Raw genomic sequence first — 14621 nt, forward strand, 5'->3', positions numbered from 1 at the left:
CCAGGTTACCCGCGGTACGCCTTCTCCAGGGCGACGGCGTCGAGCTTGCCGTGGGTGGCGTACACGGCCCGCGCGACCCGGGACCGGGCCTCGGCGTCGGGCGAGGTCAGCCACTCCCGCACCCCCGGCGGGATCACCTGCCAGGACACCCCGTAGCGGTCCTTGAGCCACCCGCAGGGCTGCTCGACACCGCCGTCGACCAGGGCGTCCCAGTAGCGGTCGACCTCCTCGACGGACTCGCAGTGCACCTCCATCGAGATCGCCTCGGAGAGGGTGAACACCGGACCGCCGTTCAGTGCGGTGTAGGGCTGGCCGTTGATCCGGAACCCCACGGTCAGGACCCGGCCCTCCTGGTCGGGGACCTCCGGGCCGTAGTGCACGACGGTGTCGACGCCCGAGTCCGGGAAGATGCCGGTGTAGAACCGTGCCGCCTCCTCGGCGACGTCGTCGAACCACAGGCACGGCGTGATCGGCTTCATGATGTCGTCCCCTCCCCGCGACGCCGGCTCTCGGCGTCACACGGGGGAGACCGGCGCGGTGCGCCCGACTCATCGCTCCCGGGGGACCGGACGCACGAGACCCGCGGCGCGGGTGGCGCGCTCCCGGGCGGTGTCGACGTCGTCGGCGTGGGCGACCGCGACGCCCATCCGGCGCCGCTCGGTCGCGGTGGGCTTGCCGAACAGCCGCAGGTCCGCACCCTCGACCGCGAGCGCGTCGGCGACGCCCTCGTAGGCCGGGGCGTCCATCTCCTTGCCGCCGTAGACCACCGCCGACGCGCCGGGGGAGCGCAGCGCGGTGTCCACCGGCAGGCCCAGCACGGCGCGGGCGTGCAGCTCGAACTCCGAGAGCCGCTGGGTGGCGAGGGTGACCAGGCCGGTGTCGTGCGGGCGGGGGCTCACCTCGGAGAACAGCACCTCGTCGCCGCGGACGAACAGCTCCACCCCGAACAGGCCCCACCCGCCGAGGGCCTCGGTGATCCGGGCGGAGACGTCGCGGGCGGCGGCCAGCGCGGCGTCGGACATGGGCTGGGGCTGCCAGGACTCGACGTAGTCGCCGTTCTCCTGGCGGTGCCCGATCGGCTCGCAGAACGCGGTGCCGCCGGCGTGCCGGACGGTGAGCTGGGTGATCTCGTAGTCGAACTCGACGAAGCCCTCGACGATCACCCGCGGGTTCGACACCCGGGCGCCGGTACGGGCGTACTCCCAGGCGGCGTCGGCGTCGTCGGCGCTCTGCAGGACCGACTGGCCCTTGCCGGAGGAGGACATCACCGGCTTGAGCACGCACGGCAGCCCGACCGTCGCGACCGCGTCGCGGACCTCGTCGAGGGTGTCGGCGAACACGTAGGGGGAGGTGGGCAGGCCCAGCTCCTCGGCGGCGAGGCGCCGGATGCCCTCGCGGTCCATGGTCAGCTTCGCGGCCCGCGCGGTGGGGACCACGGTCGTCCCGGCCGCCTCGATCTCGGCCAGGGCGCCGGTGGCGATGGCCTCGATCTCGGGGATGACGAGGTCGGGCGCCTCCTGCTCGATGAGCGTCGCCAGCGTCACCGGGTCGGTCATGTCGATCGCGTGCCACCGGTGCGCCACCTGGTGGGCGGGGGCGTGCGGGTAGCGGTCGACGGCGACGACCTCCACGCCGAGGCGCTGGAACGCGATCGCGACCTCCTTGCCCAGCTCACCCGAGCCGAGCAGCAGCACGCGGGTGGGGTCCGGGCCGAGCGGGGTGCCGATACGCATGACGGGGACCCTAACCGCAGGTCCACGTGCGGCACCCCGCCCGGGCGCGGCATCTCACATCCGGGGGCCGCCCGTCAGGAGACCCGGGCGACGATCCCGTCGGGCAGGTCCGCGGCGGCCTCGGTGTCGAGCAGCCAGCGGGTCGTGACGGTGCCGTGGGCCCCGCCGACCGGCAGCTCGGTCTCCGGCGTTCCGGTGAGCGCACCCGCGACGGCCGGTGCCTTGCCCGCCCCGGCGGCCACCACCCACACCTCGCGGGAGCGGCGCGCCGCGGCCAGGGTCAGCGAGATCCGGGTCGGCGGCGGCTTCGGGCAGTCGAAGACCGCGACGACCGTCGCCGCCTGCTCGTGCACGGCGGGCGAGTCGGGGAACACCGACAGGGTGTGGCCCTCCTCGCCCATCCCGACCAGGGTCACGTCGAACGCGGGGACGCCGTCCTCGTCGGGGCCGGCCAGGTCGTCGAGCAGCCGGGCGTAGTCGGCGGCCGCGGCGAGGGCGTCGTCGCGGGTGCCGCCGCCCGGCGGGGCCGCGGGCATCGGGTGCACCCGGGCCGGGTCCAGCGGCAGCGCGTCGAGCAGGGCCTCGCGGGCCTGGCGGTCGTTGCGCTCGCCGTCGTCGGCGGGGACGAAGCGCTCGTCGCCCCAGAACAGGTCCACCCGGGCCCAGTCGACGGCGTCGCGCGCCGCGGAGGCGGCGACGTCGCGCAGCAGCTGGATCCCGACCCCGCCGCCGGTGAGCACCAGCCGCGGGACGGTGCCCGCGGCCTGCAGGTCCACCAGCGCGGTGATCAGCCGGGCCGCGGTCGCCGCGGCGAGCGCGTCCTTGTCCGGGTGCACCGCGACCTGCACCTGCGTCGCGGCGCTCACGCGCGCACCTTCACCGGGGTACGGCCGCGGGTCACCTTCGCCACCCCGGCGAGGGCCTCGGCGTAGACCTCGTCCGGGTCGAGCCTGCGCAGCTCCTCGGCGAGACAGTCCGACACGTGCCGACGGGCCAGCGCGATCAGCCGTTCCGGCTGGCCGGGCTGGGTCAGCCGGGCGGTCTTGCCGTCCGGGCGGGCCAGCTCGACGTCACCGGACGGGCGCGTCAGCCGGACCAGCGAGAGCCCGTTGTCCCTCTCCGACGGAGAGCGCTTCACCTTCACCCCCAGGCTCGCGGCGAGCCAGCCCGCGATCAGCTCGGTGGACGGCGACACCGCCTCCCCGGCGACGACCGCGGAGCTGATGTCCTCGTACGGCGGCACGTCCAGCGCGGCCGCCAGCTGGGCCCGCCACTGTGTGAGCCGGGTCCAGGTCAGGTCGGTGTCGCCGGGCGCGTAGTCCTTGCGGCGCGCCTCGAACGCCTTCACCGGGTTCTTCGACGACAGCGCGTCGGTGATGCGGCGCTGCGCGAGGCGGCCCACCGCGTCCTCCGACGGCGAGGCGGGCGCCTCGTTCGGCCACCACGCGACGACCGGGGCGTCCGGCAGCAGCAGCGGCATGACCATGCCCGCGCCCGCCTCCTCGGCCGCGAGCGGGCCGTAGCCGCGCAGCACGATGACCTCGCTGGCGCCGGCGTCGCCGCCGACCCGGATCTGGGCGTCGAGCCGCGGCGAGGCCCGCCGTTGCCCGCGGGCCAGGACGATCACCCGGCAGGGGTGCTCGCGGCTGGCCGCGTTGGCGGCGTCGATCGCGCGTTCGAGCTCCGGGCCGTCGTCGGTGACGACGACCAGGGTCAGCACCCGGCCCAGCGCGAACACGCCACCGGACTCGCGGAGCTCGACGAGCTTGCGGTTGACCGCCGAGGTGGTGCTCGACGGGAGATCGATGATCACGATGGGGTCTCCGTCTTCTCCGCGGCTGCCGTCCGTGCGCTCACGGCCGCCTCCAGTGGCGCCCGGTGCGGGCCAGCATCTCCTCGGCCGACACCGGGCCCCAGGACCCGGCGGGGTAGGAGTCCGGGCCGCGCGCGTCGGCGGCCCAGTGCTCCAGGACCGGGTCGAGGATCTCCCACGACCGCTCGACCTCCTCGTTGACCGGGAACAGCGACGGCTCGCCGAGCAGCACGTCGAGGATGAGCCGCTCGTAGGCCTCGGGGGAGGCCTCGGTGAAGGCGTTGCCATAGCCGAAGTCCATCGTGACGTCGCGGACCTCCATCTGGCTGCCCGGCACCTTGGACCCGAAGCGCATGGTGACGCCCTCGTCCGGCTGCACCCGGATGACCAGGGCGTTCTGCCCCAGCTCCTCGGTCATCGTCGCGTCGAACGGCAGGTGCGGGGCCCGCTTGAACACCACGGCGATCTCGGTGACGCGGCGGCCCAGACGCTTGCCGGTGCGCAGGTAGAACGGCACCCCGGCCCAGCGGCGGTTCTCGACCTCGCAGGTGATCGCGGCGAAGGTCTCGGTGGTCGACTCCGGGTCGAACCCCTCCTCCTGGGCCAACCCGGGCACCTCCTCGCCGCCCTGCCAGCCGCCCTCGTACTGGCCGCGGGCGGTGGTGGCGTCGAGCGGGTGCGCGAGCTTGACCGCCTTGAGGACCTTGATCTTCTCGGCGCGCAGCTCGTCGGAGGAGAACGACGTCGGCTCCTCCATCGCGGTGAACGCGAGCAGCTGCAGCAGGTGGTTCTGGATGACGTCGCGGGCGGCGCCGATGCCGTCGTAGTAGCCGGCCCGCCCGCCCAGGCCGATGTCCTCGGCCATGGTGATCTGGACGTGGTCGACGTAGTTGGCGTTCCAGATCGGCTCGAACAGCTGGTTGGCGAACCGCAGCGCCAGCACGTTCTGGACGGTCTCCTTGCCGAGGTAGTGGTCGATGCGGAACACCGAGTCCTCGGGGAAGACGTCGTTGACGATCGCGTTCAGCTCGATGGCCGAGGCGAGGTCGTGGCCGAACGGCTTCTCGATGACGACCCGGCGCCACACGTCCGGGTCCTCCTGGGCGGACAGCCCCGAGCGGGCGAGCTGCTTGCAGACCACCGGGAACGCGCCGGGCGGGATCGACAGGTAGAAGGCGTGGTTGCCGCCGGTGCCGCGCTTCTCGTCGAGCTCGCGGACGGTGCGCTCCAGCTCGTCGAAGGCGGCGTCGTCGTCGAAGGAGCCCTGGACGAACCGCAGCCCCTCGGCGAGGCGGTCCCACACCTCCTGCCGGAACGGGGTGCGGGCGTGCTCGCGCACGGCCTCGTAGACGACCTGGCCGAAGTCCTCGTGGTCCCAGTCGCGGCGGGCGAAGCCGGTGAGGGCGAAGCCCGGCGGCAGCAGCCCCCGGTTGGCGAGGTCGTAGATCGCGGGCATGAGCTTCTTGCGGGACAGGTCCCCGGTCACTCCGAAGATCACCAGTCCGCAGGGGCCGGCGATCCGGGGGAGCCGCTTGTCACGGGGGTCGCGCAGCGGGTTGGTCCGTCCGCCGTTCGCGGTGGGCATCGCCCCTCCTAGTACTGGTGTTCTCGTGATCGGGGCACCGGGGTCACGGCTCGGTCGGGGGCCCGGTCGACGTCGGTGTCGATGTCACCGCCCTGGCCAGGGTGACCAGCCCGGCGAGCCGGTCGGTCAGGTGCAGCCGGAGCACCGGACGTCCCCGGCGTCGCTGGTCGTCCATGACCGCCCGGGCCTGTGCCGCGTGCAGGCTATCCAGTCCCGGCCCGGGAGGCACGGTGTCCGCGCCGACGGACCCCGGAAGATCACCGCCGGGCCCGTTCCCGGTCAGGTGACAGTGCACCGCGACGTCCGGTGCGCCGGTGTCGCCGCTGCGGCAGGCCGGGGCCCAGCCGAACGCGACGGGCAGCCCGAGCCGGGCCACCAGTGGCCCGCGCAGCACCGCGACCGAGGCGTCGGACTCCGGGTCCAGCCAGGCCGAGACGACCGCCGGGGCCCCGTCGGCGACGGCGGCCAGCGCGTCGAGCGCACCGGCGACGGTGCGGGTGGCGGGCGGCAGCCAGTCCCCGGCGTGCACGGCGATCCCGCCGTCGACGAACGACGGCTCGGGGTCGGGACCCTCGGCGGGCGCGGGCGGCGCGGGCGCGAACGGGTCGGTGTCGAGGACCCGCCCGGCCAGCGCCGCGGCGGCCTGCCACAGCACGACCGCGGCACCCGGGCCGGCGTCGAGCCGCACCGCGCCCTGGCCCGGCCCGGGCCGCGGGCCGGTGCCGTCGGCGTGCACGTCCACGACGCCCGCGGGTGCGGTGGGCTCCTGCGGGGCGGGGCCCGCGCCGACCGGTTCGTCGGGCGGCACCGGCACGACGGTGAGCCCGGCCGCGGTGAGCAGCGGGGCCAACCAGCCGGTGAGGGCGGGGGAGCGCTCGGCGTCGCGCAGGGCCAGCAGCGAGCCGCGGCCCGCGGCCAGTGCCCCGGCCAGCAGCAGCGCCGGGTTGTCCGGGTCGTCGGCGGCCAGCGTGCGCTCGGCGGCGACGGCGTCGCCCAGGACGGCGGGCACGTCCGCCCCGGCGAGCCCCGCGGGGACCAGCCCGAGCGGGCCCAGCACGCCGAAGCGACCCGGCACGTCGGCGTCGAGGGTGACCACGACCGGGCCGGGGTCGGCGGGTGTGTCCAGCGGCGAGCCGGGCTCGGTGAGGTGCACGGTGCGCGCGGCGAGGGCGTCGGCACCGACCTCCTCGGCGATCGCGGCGGCGACGACCCGGGTGACGGCCGCGACGACGGGGTCGGTGCCCGCCGCGTCGGCGACGACGAGGACGGTCTCGGCGAGCTCGCCGGACAGCGCGTCGGCGACCTGCACCGGGTCCGCGGAGTCCAGCGCGGTCAGCCGGGTCCCACCCGGGTCGGTGCCGGCGACGACGCGGGCCGCGGCGACCGCGTCCGGCGTGCCGACGAGCAGCACCCGGTGCGCGCCGGCGACGGCGAACCGCTCGCGCAGCGCGGCGACCTGCCCGACGAGGGGCCGGCTGCGGGCGGCGAGCCCGGTCCAGCCGGTACGGGGCGGGGCCCCCGCGGCGCGGGGCCCCCAGACGCTGGGGTCGGCGTCGGCGAGCCGGGAGGCGACGGTCTCGCCGGCCAGCTCGGCGGCGATCCGCCGGGCCGCTCCGGCGAACGGCTCACCGGCGAGCCGCACCCGCACCGGGGACGGTGCGGGTGCGGACGGGCCGCCGGTGGCGGCGGAGCCGAGGTCGGCCCCGTCGCCACCGGGAGTGGCCTCGTTCAACTACTTCGCGGAGTCGAGCTGGCCGCGGACGGTGTCCTGCAGCTCGGTCCAGGACTTCTCGAACTTCTCGACGCCCTCGTTCTCCAGGGTGAGGAACACGTCGTCGAGGTCGATGCCGAGGTCCTCCAGGTCGGTGAACACCGTCTGGGAGGCGCCCGCGGTGTCGGTGACCTTGTCCCCGTCGACCTCACCGTGGTCGGCGAAGGCCAGCAGGGTCTTCTCCGGCATGGTGTTGACGGTGTTGTCCACGACCAGCTCGGACACGTACAGCGTGTCCGGGTAGTCCGGGTTCTTCACCCCGGTGGAGGCCCACAGCGGGCGCTGGGCGTGCGCGCCGTGGGCCGCGAGGGCGTCCCAGCGGGCACCGGAGAACGCGTCGCGGTAGGCGGCGTAGGCCAGCCGCGAGTTCGCGACGGCCGCCTTGCCGCGCAGGCCGAGCGCGGCGTCGCCACCGATCTTCTCCAGCCGGCCGTCGATCTCGGAGTCCACCCGGGACACGAAGAACGAGCCGACCGAGTGGATCCGGGACAGGTCCTGCCCGTTCTCCTTCGCCTGCTCCAGACCGGTGAGGTAGGCGTCCATCACGAGCTTGTAGCGCTCGACGGAGAAGATCAGCGTCACGTTCACGCTGATGCCCTCGGCGGTCGCCCGGGTGATGGCCGGCAGGCCCTCCTCGGTCGCCGGGATCTTCACCAGCAGGTTGGGCCGGTCGACGGCCTTGAACAGCTCGCTCGCCTGGGCCGCGGTGCCCTCGGTGTCGTGCGCCAGGCGCGGGTCCACCTCCAGGGAGACCCGGCCGTCGACACCGCCGGTGCGCTCCCACACCCCGGAGAACACGTCGCAGGCGTGCTGGACGTCGGCGACGGTGATCTCGCGGATCGCGGTGTCGACGTCGGCACCGCGGGCGGCGAGCTCGCGGACCTGCTCGTCGTAGGCGGCGCCGTCGGACAGCGCGCCGGCGAAGATCGTCGGGTTGGTGGTCACCCCGACGACGTGCTTGTCCTCGATCAGGGCGGCGAGGTTGCCGCTGGCCAGGCGCTCCCGGGACAGGTCGTCGAGCCAGATGGACACCCCGGCCGCGGACAGCGCGGCCAGTCGCTCGTTGGTCATGGTTCGCTCCTCTCCGTCCGACGTCGCGGCGAGGGTCTCCCGCGCGGCGTCGACGACGGTGTCGGGGGTGAAGCCGAACTTCTCGAACAAGGTGGCCTGGTCGGCGCTGGCGCCGAAGTGCTCGATGGAGATCGAGCGCCCGGCCTCGCCGACGACGGCGTGCCACGGCATCGCGATGCCGGCCTCGACCGACACCCGGGCCTTCACCGCGGGCGGCAGGACCGAGTCGCGGTAGGCCTGGTCCTGCTCGGCGAACCACTCGAAACAGGGCAGCGACACGACACGGGTGCCGATGCCGTCGGCCTCCAGCTTCTTCCGTGCCGCGACCGCGAGGTGCAGCTCGGAGCCGGTCGCGACGATCAGGACCTGCGGGACGCCGGTGGAGGCCTCCTCGAGCACGTAACCGCCGCGGGCGACGCCCTCGGCGGAGGTGCCGGCCAGTGTCGGCACGTTCTGCCGGGTCAGCGCGAAGCCGACCGGGCCGCCGTCGGGCCGCTCCAGGGCGGCCTTCCAGCCGTACACGGTCTCGTTGGCGTCGCCGGGGCGGACCACCGACAGGCCGGGGATCGCGCGCAGCGACGCCAGGTGCTCGATCGGCTGGTGGGTCGGGCCGTCCTCGCCCAGGCCGATCGAGTCGTGGGTCCACACGTAGATCGGGTTGGTCTTCATCAGCGCCGCGAGCCGCACGGACGGGCGCATGTAGTCGGAGAAGACCAGGAACGTGCCGCCGTAGGCGCGGGTGGGGCCGTGCAGGGCGATGCCGTTGAGGACCGCGCCCATGGCGTGCTCACGGACACCGAAGTGCAGCGTGCGCCCGTACGGCGAGGTGGACCACATGCCGGTCGAGGCCGACTTCGGGCCGAACGAGTCGACGCCCTTCATGGTGGTGTTGTTCGACTCGGCGAGGTCGGCCGAGCCGCCCCACAGCTCCGGCAGCACCTCGGCGAGCGCGCCGAGCACCGAACCGGACGCCTTGCGGGTCGCCAGCCCCTTCTCGTCGACGTCGAACGACGGCAGCGCGGACTCCCAGCCCTCGGGCAGCTTCTTGGCGAGCAGCCGGTCGAGCAGCTGCTTGCGCTGCGGCTCGCGCTGCGCCCACTCGTCGAAGGTGCCCTGCCAGGTGTCGTGGGCGGCGCGCGAGCGCTCGCCGACCGCGCGGGTGTGGGCGAGGACGTCGTCGTCGACCTCGAACTCCTGGTCCGGGTCGAACCCGAGGACCTTCTTGACCTCGCGGACCTCGTCGTCGCCCAGCGCGGCACCGTGCGCGGCGCCGGTGTTCATCTTGTTCGGCGACGGGTAGCCGATCACCGTCCGCAGGATGATGATCGACGGGCGGTCGGTCTCGGCCTTCGCGGCCTCCAGCGCGGCGAGGATGCCGGTGACGTTCTCGCCGCCCTCGACGATCTGCACGTGCCAGTTGTAGGCCTCGTAGCGCTTGGCCGTGTCCTCGTTGAGGGCGATGTTGGTGTCGTCCTCGATGGAGATCTCGTTCGCGTCGTAGATCACCGTGAGGTTGCCCAGCTCCTGGCGACCGGCCAGCGACGACGCCTCGGAGGTGACGCCCTCCTCGATGTCGCCGTCGGAGGCGATCACGTAGATCTGGTGGTCGAACGGCGAGGCACCCTCGGGGGCGTCCGGGTCGAACAGGCCGCGCTCGCGGCGGGCCGCGATCGCCATGCCGACGGCCGAGGACAACCCCTGGCCCAGCGGGCCGGTGGTCATCTCGACACCGCGGGTGTGGCCCCACTCCGGGTGGCCCGGGGTCAGCGAGCCCCACTTCCGCAGCTGCTCGAGGTCCTCCCGCTCCAGGCCGTAGCCGGCCAGGAAGAGCTGGATGTAGAGGGTGAGGCTGGAGTGCCCGGCGGACAGGACGAACCGGTCGCGGCCCATCCAGTCGGGGTCGGCCGGGTCGTGCCGCATGACGCGCTGGAACAGCGTGTACGCCAGCGGGGCCAGGCTCATCGCGGTGCCGGGGTGTCCGCTGCCGCACTTCTGGACCGCGTCCGCGGCCAGTACACGAACGGTGTCCACGGCCCTGCGGTCGAGGTCGGTCCAGTCGTCGGGGACGTGCGCGCGGGTGAGCGCGGCGACGGCGCCGTCCCCGGCGTGGGGGGACGTAGCGGTGTCGGACAAGGCGATGGCTCCTGTACTCGCGTCGACGAATGTCGGTCTGCCGGTCGTGGATCCGGATGCCCGCCCGGTGGTCGCGGCCGTTCCGCGGCGGCGACGTCGGCGGGTGTGTGGTGCGACCCGGATCACCTGGCGGCATCGTCGCCGCCCCGACGCGGAACACCCTACTGCTCACGCCCGCGGCCTGCGGCTTTGCGCCTCGTGGCGATCGGCGGACCGGGCCGCCGGTGTCGGCGTACCCGGCGGGCCCGCGGCGCATGCCACCGGTTAGCATCGACGCGCTGTAGAACTAGGGAGGTCGCCACCGCGGCGACCACCCCGTGTCCACGGCACCGAGCCGGTGCGGCCCCTCGGGCGGCGCGGCACGGGATCACTACGTCGAACCGAGCGAGGTACGGACAGGTGAGCGCACCCGCGTCAGGGCGGAGCCGGGCCGACGAGGCCGGTGTCCCGGCCGAGCACGTCCCGGCCGGGCCGGACGCCGCGCCGGCGGCGACGCCCCCCGCGACGACCGTGGTGGTGCCGCCGGCACCGACCGGGCGTCTCGCGCGCGTCCGCGCCACGGTGGCGGCCTATCTGGGCCTCACCAAGACGCGGATCATCGAGCAGCTGCTCGTGGTCACCGTGCCCGCCATGTTCCTGGCCCAGCGCGGTGTGCCCTCGCTGGTGCTGATCGCGGCCACCCTGGTCGGCGGCGCGATGGCCGCGGCCGCGGCCCACGCGCTGAACTGCGTCGTGGACGCCGACATCGACCAGAAGATGGCGCGCACCGCCCGCCGCCCGCTGGCGAGGGGACAGGTCCCCACCCGCAACGCGCTGGTGTTCGGCCTGGTCCTGGCCGCGCTGAGCTCGGTGTGGCTGGGTCTGACCACGAACTGGCTGGCCGCCGTGCTGTCGCTGGCCGCGATCGCGTTCTACGTGCTCGTCTACACGATGCTGCTCAAGCGGCGGACCTCGCAGAACATCGTGTGGGGCGGCGCCGCGGGCTGCATGCCGGTGGTGATCGGCTGGGCCGCGGTGACCGGCACCGTCGAGTGGCCCGCGCTGGTCATGTTCGGTGTGATCTTCTTCTGGACGCCGCCGCACTTCTGGGCGCTGGCGATGCGCTACCGCGAGGACTACGCCGCCGCCGGGGTGCCGATGCTCCCGGTCGTCGCGCCCGCGCCGGCGGTGTCGGTGCGGATCGTGGTCTACAGCTGGGTGATGGTGGCCTGGAGCCTGCTCCTGCTGCCGGCGACGTCGTGGGTGTACCTCGCGGTGGCGCTGCTCGGCGGGGCGTACTTCGTGTACCGGGCGCACCGGCTGCACCACCAGGTGAGGTCCGGCGGCGAGATCTCCCCGATGCCGCTGTTCCACCTGTCGAACATCTACCTGTGCGTGCTGTTCGCGGCGATCGCTGTCGACGCCGCGCTGGGGCTGCCGGTCCTGTTCTGACCCCGGCACCGGCAGCCCCGGTGGCCGCGCTCAGCGCAGCAGGTGCGGGGTCTCCCACTCCGCGCCCAGCACGTGGTGGTCCAGGAACGCCCACACCGTGCGGTACCAGACCTTCGCGTGGTTCGGTGCGAGCACCCAGTGGTTCTCGTCGGGGAAGTACAGGAACCGGTGCGGGTTCGCCGCCGGGTCGGCCTGCCGGGACACCAGGTCCCACCACAGCCGCAGTCCCTCGCCGATCGGGACCCGGTGGTCGCGGTCGCCGTGGATCACCAGCATCGGGGTGACGATCGCGTCGGCGTGGTGGTGCGGGCTGTTGGCCTGCGCCATCGCCGGGGTCATCTCGGTGAGCCAGTACTCGGCGTGGTCGGTCGTCGGCCCGAACTGGTCGAGCGCCCACAGGCTGGCGTGGGTGACGACCGCGGCGAACCGGTCGGTGTGCCCGGCCACCCAGTTCGCCATGTAGCCGCCGAAGGAGCCGCCCATCGCCGCGGTGCGGGTGCCGTCGACCTCCGGCCGGGCGACGGCGGCGTCGGTGGCGGACATCAGGTCGGTGAACGGCGCGTCGCCCCAGGCGCCCCAGCCGCGCTGGACGAAGTCCTGGCCGTACCCGGTCGACAGCGCCGGGTCGGGCAGCAGCACCGCCCAGCCACGGGCCGCCATCAGCCACGGGTTCCACCGCCACGACCAGGCGTTCCAGCTGGCCAGTGGGCCGCCGTGGATCCACAGCAGCAGGGGCGCCGGGTGCCCGGTGTCGGCGCCGTCGGGCAGGACCAGCCAGGCGCGGACCCGGGTGCCGTCGGCCGCGGTGGTCTCCAGCTCGGTGAGCGTGCCCGGCAGCGCGGGCGCCGCGGCGGGGGCGGGCAGGAGCTCGGGGTCGGCGTCGCGGCCGTCGGCGGGGACGCGGACCGGGGCCGGAGGCGCGTCGTAGGCGTGACGCAGCGCGTAGACCCATCGCCCGTCCGGCGACGGGCACGGGTCGGAGTAGGTGCCGTGGTCACCGGTGAGCCGGGTGACGGTGTCGTCCTCCGGGGTCGCGCCCAGGTCGACCCGGAACAGCGGGCCGCGGCCGTCGGAGTCGGCGGTGACCACGAGCGCCGACCCGTCGCGCGTCCAGCGGGCCGCGGTCGGCCAGCGGTCCCAGCCCGGTGCCACCGGGCGCGGCGCGCCCCCGGCGAGCGGCACCAGGACCAGGTCGATCCGCGGCGCGACCTCCGGGGTGGAGACGCGTTCGCGCAGGGCGACGACGGTCCGCCCGTCCGGGCTGATCCGGGGCGCGCCGTACTCGTGGCCGTCGTCGTCGGTCAGGTCGCGGTGCTCCCCGGTCGCGGTGTCGACCACGACCAGGCCGGGCCGCCAGGTGCCGTGGCCGTGCGCGCGGTACCAGCCGGTCACCACCGAGCCGCCGTCGGGGGAGACGTCGAACGCGGTCTCGTCCAGCGCGCGGCCGGGTGCCGGCGTGAGGTCCGTCCACGGGTCCGTGTCCTCCGGACGGGCCAGGAGCAGCCGTTCCTCGGCCGGGCCGAGGTCGTGGTCCCAGTGCCGCACCGGGTAGCCGGTGTGCAGGATCGCGGTGACCTTGCCCTCGGTGCGCGCGGTGCGGCGCTGCTCGTCGTCGTCGGTCGTCACCGCGCCGGGCAGCGTGGGGGAGGACACGACGACCGTCCCCGCGTCGGCGGCGACGGCGACCGCGGAGATCCCGCCGGGCCGCGACCCGGCGGGCCCGGCCTCACCGCCGGCCGCGGGCAGCCGCCACAGCGCGGTCGGCGGCTCGGTCTCCCCGGTGGCGTCGGGGTCCGGGCGGGCCGACCGGAACAGCAGGTCGCCGTCGGGGGTGAAGACCGGCCCGGACTCGCCGGCCGCGCCCCGGGTCAGCCGCCGCGCCGGGGCCTCGCCCGCGGGGTCGACCTCCCACAGCGCGGTCCGGTAGCGGGTGCCGTCGGCGTCGAGCTCGGCGACCCCGGTGACCAGCCGCGTGCCGTCGGGGGACAGGGCGAGCCCGCCGAGGCGGGGGAGCGCGACGTAGGCGTCGAGGTCGTGGAAGGGGGTGTCGGTCACGCCGTCGGTTCTACCGCACGCCGCGCGGCGGACCGACCCCGTTCCGGACCGGTCAGGGGACGAGCAGCACCTTGCCGGTGGTGCGGCGGCCCTGCAGGTCGTCGTGTGCGGTGCGGGCGTCCGCCAGGTCGTAGCGGTGCCCGATCCGCACGTCGAGGCGGCCCGCGGCGACGTCGCCGTAGACGGCGGCGGCGCGGGTGCGCAGCTCGTCGGTGGTGGCGATGTAGTCGAACAGCTTCGGGCGGGTCAGGTACAGCGACCCGGCCGCGTTGAGCCGCTGCGGGTCGAACGGCTCGACCGGGCCGGACGCGGCGCCGTAGAGCACGAGTGTGCCGCGCGGGCGCACCGAGGCGAGGCTCGCGTCGAAGGTGCTGCGCCCGACCGAGTCGAACGCGGCGTGCACGCCCGCGCCGCCGGTGAGGTCGCGGACGGCGGCGGCGAGGTCGTCGACGGCCGTGTAGTCGATCACCTCGGCGGCGCCGGCGCCGCGGGCCAGCTCGGCCTTCTCCGGCGTCGACGTCGTCGCGATCACCCGGGCGCCCTTCGCGACGGCCAGCTGGGTGAGCAGCAGCCCGACGCCACCGGCGGCGGCGTGCAGCAGGATCGTCTCCCCGCCGTGCAGCGGGAAGCAGTCGTTGACCAGGAAGTGGGCGGTCATGCCCTGCAGCGCCGCACCGACCGCGACGTCGTCGGCGACGCCCTCGGGCACAGGGACGGCCTTCGCCCAGGGCACGGCGACCTGCTCGGCGTAGCTGCCCAGGGTGTTGGCCCAGGCGATGCGGTCCCCGACCGCGACACCGTCGACGTCCGCGCCCAGCGCGGTGACCCGGCCCGCACCCTCCAGCCCGGCGACGTACGGCGTCTCCATCGGGTAGATGCCCTCGCGCTGGTAGGTGTCGATGAAGTTCACCCCGGCCGCGGCGACCTCCACCAGCACCTCGCCCGCACCCGGGACCGGGGCGTCGGTGTCGGCCACCTCCAGCACCTCGGACCCGCCGGGCTCGCTCACCCGTACCGCACGCATGTGTC

At 74.7% G+C, this 14621-nt stretch carries 10 protein-coding genes and 1 pseudogene; 1 reads left to right on the top strand and 10 read right to left on the bottom strand.

Annotated features, from left to right (window positions below; genetic code table 11):
- Positions 1-5: 5 nt before the first annotated feature.
- From ND486_RS01385 to tkt, 8 genes and pseudogenes are all read right to left on the bottom strand, one after another.
- Entirely contained in the window at positions 6-479 is a 474-nt protein-coding gene (locus ND486_RS01385; RefSeq protein WP_251782395.1) for a VOC family protein, read from the bottom strand.
- A 69-nt stretch (positions 480-548) separates the two neighbouring features.
- Entirely contained in the window at positions 549-1733 is a 1185-nt protein-coding gene (gene purT, locus ND486_RS01390) for a formate-dependent phosphoribosylglycinamide formyltransferase (protein WP_251782396.1), read from the bottom strand.
- 74 nt (positions 1734-1807) lie between these two features.
- Positions 1808-2599: a 6-phosphogluconolactonase gene (pgl, locus tag ND486_RS01395; RefSeq protein ID WP_251782397.1), complete on the bottom strand. Its 792-nt coding sequence runs from the start codon at positions 2597-2599 to the stop codon at positions 1808-1810.
- Positions 2596-3546: a glucose-6-phosphate dehydrogenase assembly protein OpcA gene (opcA, locus tag ND486_RS01400; protein ID WP_062395415.1), complete on the bottom strand. Its 951-nt coding sequence runs from the start codon at positions 3544-3546 to the stop codon at positions 2596-2598. The genes pgl and opcA overlap by 4 nt, the downstream gene beginning before the upstream one ends.
- 40 nt (positions 3547-3586) lie before the next feature.
- Positions 3587-5131 carry a glucose-6-phosphate dehydrogenase gene (gene zwf / locus ND486_RS01405; protein WP_062395412.1) on the bottom strand — a complete coding sequence of 515 codons (1545 nt, stop codon included), beginning with the start codon at positions 5129-5131 and terminating at the stop codon, positions 3587-3589.
- A gap of 43 nt (positions 5132-5174) precedes the next feature.
- On the bottom strand, positions 5175-6863 hold the full coding sequence (locus ND486_RS01410) for a hypothetical protein (protein ID WP_251783012.1): 1689 nt from the start codon (positions 6861-6863) through the stop codon (positions 5175-5177).
- Complete coding sequence (tal, locus tag ND486_RS01415; RefSeq protein ID WP_251782976.1) at positions 6864-7973, bottom strand: transaldolase; 1110 nt, start codon at positions 7971-7973, stop codon at positions 6864-6866.
- Positions 7974-7997: 24 nt separating this feature from the next.
- Positions 7998-10106: pseudogene (tkt, locus tag ND486_RS01420) on the bottom strand (transketolase); the annotation flags it as partial.
- Between the two features lie 510 nt (positions 10107-10616).
- On the opposite strand from tkt, the gene ND486_RS01425 reads away from it, so the two are divergent.
- Entirely contained in the window at positions 10617-11537 is a 921-nt protein-coding gene (locus ND486_RS01425; protein WP_251782977.1) for a heme o synthase, read from the top strand.
- Positions 11538-11567: 30 nt separating this feature from the next.
- Here the strand turns inward: ND486_RS01425 and ND486_RS29490 are convergent, their stop codons facing one another.
- The gene (locus tag ND486_RS29490; RefSeq protein ID WP_308215786.1) at positions 11568-13592 is read right to left on the bottom strand and encodes a prolyl oligopeptidase family serine peptidase; all 2025 of its coding nucleotides are present in this window, start codon (positions 13590-13592) and stop codon (positions 11568-11570) included.
- A 52-nt stretch (positions 13593-13644) separates the two neighbouring features.
- Positions 13645-14616 (bottom strand): quinone oxidoreductase, encoded by a 972-nt coding sequence (locus ND486_RS01435; RefSeq protein WP_251782398.1) that lies wholly within the window; start codon positions 14614-14616, stop codon positions 13645-13647.
- Between the last annotated feature and the right edge of the window lie 5 nt (positions 14617-14621).

This window comes from Pseudonocardia sp. DR1-2 (assembly GCF_023717215.1).
GTDB lineage: Bacteria > Actinomycetota > Actinomycetes > Mycobacteriales > Pseudonocardiaceae > Pseudonocardia > Pseudonocardia alni.